Source organism: Sinomonas sp. G460-2 (assembly GCF_047759905.1).
Taxonomy (GTDB): domain Bacteria; phylum Actinomycetota; class Actinomycetes; order Actinomycetales; family Micrococcaceae; genus Sinomonas.
The window spans coordinates 1-4,568 of the sequence record NZ_JBKZWT010000290.1; the positions used below are offsets into that span (position 1 = coordinate 1).

4 protein-coding genes are annotated in these 4,568 nt (G+C 70.0%); all 4 read right to left on the reverse strand.

All coding sequences use genetic code 11. From position 1 onward, the window contains the following. Positions 1-6: 6 nt before the first annotated feature. Complete coding sequence (ligA, locus tag ACLN58_RS18250) at positions 7-2,283, reverse strand: NAD-dependent DNA ligase LigA (RefSeq protein WP_415856664.1); 2,277 nt, start codon at positions 2,281-2,283, stop codon at positions 7-9. A 15-nt stretch (positions 2,284-2,298) separates the two neighbouring features. After that, the gene (locus ACLN58_RS18255) at positions 2,299-3,102 is read right to left on the reverse strand and encodes a PP2C family protein-serine/threonine phosphatase (protein ID WP_415856665.1); all 804 of its coding nucleotides are present in this window, start codon (positions 3,100-3,102) and stop codon (positions 2,299-2,301) included. A 23-nt stretch (positions 3,103-3,125) separates the two neighbouring features. Next, entirely contained in the window at positions 3,126-4,271 is a 1,146-nt protein-coding gene (locus tag ACLN58_RS18260; RefSeq protein ID WP_415856666.1) for an adenylate/guanylate cyclase domain-containing protein, read from the reverse strand. Positions 4,272-4,285: 14 nt separating this feature from the next. Further along, the coding region (locus ACLN58_RS18265) for a PH domain-containing protein (protein ID WP_415856667.1) at positions 4,286-4,568 on the reverse strand (283 nt) is incomplete at its 5' end.

Consider the following 4,568-nt stretch of genomic DNA (forward strand, 5'->3'; position numbering starts at 1 on the left):
CCGCGCTCACGGTGCCTCGTCCGCCTCGAGAAGGGCCACGGGCTCGCCTGCCAACTCAGCCTCGGGCTCCGGTTGGGCCGCGGCGCTCACGCCTCCGCCAACTCCGGCCGCGCCCTCGGCCAGGAGCGCACGGAAGCCGTCCTCGTCGAGGACGGGGATGCCGAGCGATTCGGCCTTGTCGAGCTTGGTGCCGGCGTTGTCCCCCGCGACCACGTAGTCCGTGTTCTTGGACACGGATCCCGCGGACTTCCCGCCGCGCACGATGATCGCCTCCTTGGCCTCGTCACGGCTGAAGCCCTCGAGCGAGCCGGTCACCACGACCGTGAGCCCCTCAAGCGTGCGCGGGCCAGCGGCGTGGCGCTCGTCCTCCATCTTGACGCCCGCGGCCTTCCAGCGATCAACGATGTCGCGGTGCCAGTCCTCGGCGAACCACTCGATGAGCGCGTCCGCAATGATGGGACCCACGCCGTCGACCTCTGAGAGCTGCTCGCGCGCGCCCTCGGCGTCGAGGACTGCCCGCAGTGCGTCCATCGACCCGTAGCGGGTCGCGAGGGCGCGGGACGCCGTCGGCCCCACGTGCCGGATGGACAGCGCCACGAGGACGCGCCACAACGGCTGCGACTTCGCCTTCTCGAGCTCGCGGAAGAGACGCTCGGTATTGACCGTCGGCTTGGACTGAGCCTTGTTCCAGAAGTACGGAACGAGTTCCCACTCACCGTCGGCGGATCCCTTGGTCCGCTTCTGGCGGCGGATCTTCACGTCCCGCAGATCGTCGGGCCTCAGCTCAAAGAGGCCGGCCTCGTTCTCGAGCGGAGGAACCTCGGGCTCGGAGGGCTGAGTCAGTGCGATGGCCGCCTCCCAGCCGAGGGCCTCGATGTCGAACGCGCCGCGGCCCGCCACATGGAACACGCGCTCGCGCAGCTGTGACGGGCACGAGCGGGCATTCGGGCACCGGATGTCGACCTCCCCCTCCTTCGCCGGCGCGAGGGGCGTTCCGCACGAGGGGCATGCGGTGGGCATGACGAAGTCCCGAACGGGCGGATCCTGCTGGTCTCGAAGCGCAAGGACGGGCCCCACGATCTCGGGGATCACGTCCCCGGCCTTGCGGAGCACCACGATGTCGCCGATCTTGACGCCCTTGGCCTTCACGACGTCCTGATTGTGGAGCGTGGCCATCTCCACGGTGGACCCGGCAACCTTGACGGGGACCATGACGCCAAACGGTGTGACGCGGCCCGTGCGCCCCACGTTGACGAGGATGTCGAGGAGCTTCGTGTGGACCTCCTCGGGCGGGTACTTGAACGCGACAGACCAGCGCGGCACGCGGCTCGTGTGACCGAGCGCGCGCTGCGTTGCGAAGTCGTCGACCTTGATCACGATGCCATCGATCTCGTGGATGAGGCTGTGCCGCTTCTCGCGGTACTTCTCGATGTACTCCCTCACCTCGGCGTAGGTCTCGAGGACCTCGAAGTAAGGGCTCGTGGGCAGGCCCCACGACTTGAGCAGCGCGTACGTCTCCGCTTGGCTCGTCGCGGGAATGCCCTCGCGCACGCCGACGCCGTGCACGAACATGCTCAGGGGCCGCTTGGCCGTCTCCGCGGGGTCCTTCTGCCGCAGCGAGCCCGCCGCAGCATTGCGGGGATTCGCGAGCGGCGCCTTGCCGTCCGCGATGAGCGCGTCGTTGAACTCCTTGAACGCCTTCTGCGGGATGTAGACCTCGCCGCGGATCTCGACTTCCTCAGGGTGGCCCTCGCCGGCGAGCTTCCGCGGGATGGCCTTGATGGTCAGCACGTTGTGCGTCACGTCCTCGCCCGTGCGGCCGTCGCCGCGCGTGGCCGCGCGGACGAGTTCCCCGCGGCGGTAGAGGAGGTTGATGGCCAGGCCGTCGATCTTGAGCTCCGTGAGCCACCGGACCGGCGGAAGGTTGCCGCCGAGCCCCACGACGCTCGCCTCGGCGCGCGCGATCCACGCGTCGAGTTCCTCGATCGAGAACACGTCCTCGAGGCTGTACATACGGCTCAGGTGGGTGACCGACGCGAAAGCGGCCGTCGCCTCGCCGCCTACCTCCTGGGTGGGCGAATCGTTGGAGACGAGCTCGGGGTGCAGCGCCTCGAACTCCTCGAGCTTCCGGAACAGGACGTCGTACTCGGCGTCGGAGATGACCGGGGCGTCCTGGTTGTAGTAAAGCGCCCGGTGTCGGCGCACCTCATCCGCGAGGGATTCGTACTCCTCACGGAGCGTCGCAGACGGGGCATCGGGCGGAATCACGGGTTCTGCGGTCACGTGTCCTATCTTGCCCTACCCCTCCGACAGTGGAAGGGGCGGCGCAGGGGCGCCATCGTCGTCGCCCGTGCGCACGCCGACGACGACGACCGTGACGTTGTCGCTTCCCCCCGCCTCGAGCGCGGCCGCCACGAGCGCGTCGGCCGCGGCCTGCGGGTCGCCGTGCTCGGCGAGGACGCCCGCGATCTGCTCATCCTCGAGCTCGCACGTGAGTCCGTCCGAGCACACGAGGAGCCGCTGGCCGGGGCTCGCGGGGAACGTCCACAGATCGGGATCGGCGTCGAAGCCCGTGCCCAGCGCCCGCGTCACGACGTTCCGCCGCGGGTACACGCGGGCCTCCTCTGGCGTGAGCTCGCCGAGGGCCAAGAGCTCCCACACTTCGGAATGGTCCTCGGTGAGTTGGGAGAACTCGCCCTCGAACTCGAGGTAGACGCGCGAATCGCCCACGTTGGCCACGAGCCACGCGAGGGCGCCATCCTCGCCCTCCGTGAGGATCGCGGCGGCGAGCGTCGTTCCCGCGAGCGCGCCCGTGGCCTCCCGGATGCTGAGATCGGCGCGGCGCACGGCAAGGATCACGTCGAGTGCCGTGACGGTGCGCCGCCCTGGGCGCAGAACGGGCTCGTCCGCGAGCGACTCGATGCACAGGCGGCTCGCCACCTCGCCGGCCTCGTGCCCGCCCATGCCGTCCGCGACGGCGAACACCGGCTCCCGCGCGAGGAACGAATCCTCGTTGAGCTCGCGCACGCTGCCGCGGTCGGTCGCGGCGCCGACGTCGAACGCAAGGGAAGCAGGGTGTCGCCGACTATCGGTCTCCGCCATGGGCCCTCCCGTTGCTTGCACCATCAGTCGAGGACGATACCCGTTCCCTCGCCGCGCCTGAGCGCGACGGGCCGAATTTCGCCGAAACCTCGCACGTTCTGAGCCTCGAGCCCCTCGAACACGAAGCGCGGATCGCTGCCCAAGACGCCGGCCGTGAGCTCATCGACGAGAACCTGCCCCGGATCGGCGATCGCCGTGAGCCGTGCCGCAAGGTTCACGGTCGGACCGTAGATGTCGCCGAGGCGGCTCAGGACGCGGCCCCACACCATGGCGACCCGGCCCTCCGGGAGGCGCTCGTCCGCGGCGATCTCGCGGGAGAGGGCCAGCGCGATCTCCGCACCGGCCGTCGGGGTCTCCGCGATGTAGAGGACTTCGTCGCCGACCGTCTTGACCAGCCGCCCGCCGCCCACGGAGATGACCTCGGCGCACATGCTCTCGAACGTCTGCACGAGCCGGGCCAGGGTCTTCTCGTTCATGCGCCGGGACAGGCTCGTGTAGGAGACGAGGTCCGCGAAGCCGACCGCGCGCGCGAGCGGGAGCGGTGCGTCGTCCTCGGTGCCCTTGCGCCCCTCCTCGCTCGCCTCAAGTCCCTCCTTGGCGCGCACGGCGAGCCGCTGGACGCCCGCGCTGAGCTGCCGGCGCCACGAGTACACGAGCATCTCCTCGAGCGGCTCGATGAGGCGCGGGAGCTCGTTGACGAGCCGTACTCGGGCCTCCGCGTCCGTGATGCCCTGGGTTGCGACCATGTCCTCGACGAGCGCCTCGACCTGCCACACGACCATGCGGTCGGTCATCTGGCCGATGGCCCGCGTCACGGAGATCGCGGCGTCCTCGGTCAGCACGCCCTCGCGCACGAGCCCCGGGAGGATCTTGAGGTGCTCGAGGTCCTCGCTCGTGAACGCGAGATCGTCGTCGGTGAAGTTCGGCATGCCCAAGGCGCGCCACAGCTTCCGGGCGGAGAACAGCGAGAGGCCCACGCCCTGCGCGACATCGCGGCGCTTGAGCGTGCGCTCGCCGCCCAGAAGGAGGCTCTCGAGCGACTTCGCGGCGCCGCGGTAGTCGGACCGCGCGGGAGCCTCGGCAGGATCGACCACCACCACGTCGAGGGCCTCGTCGAACTCCTGGTCCGTGGGCTCGTCGGGCGCAGCAGGGTTCAGCTCCTCATCCATCGCGTCGCCCTCCATCAGTCTCTCGGCTCCCTCGGCAGCGGGGCGTCGGAGAACTCAGCCCCGTCGCGCGGGCCCGGCAGGCCGCCGTCGTACGAACCGGCGAAGCCCTGGTCCGGCGGAAGTTGATCGATCGCATCCAGGACCAGCTGCCGGAAGCTGCGCACGTCAGGCACGTCGTCGAGCCGGAGGCTCGCGGCCTGCCCTGTTGTCAAGGTTATCGTTCCCGAGCGGGCGAGCGACTGCGCGACCGACTGGTGGACCGCGACATCCCGGACCATGGCGAGCGGCAGCTCGCGG

What these genes read in the sequence shown, in the direction of transcription:
- ACLN58_RS18255 (WP_415856665.1), bottom strand. Translation starts at nt 3,102, where the DNA reads ATGGCGGAGACCGATAGTCGGCGACACCCTGCTTCCCTTGCGTTCGAC.
- ACLN58_RS18260 (WP_415856666.1), bottom strand. Translation starts at nt 4,271, where the DNA reads ATGGATGAGGAGCTGAACCCTGCTGCGCCCGACGAGCCCACGGACCAG.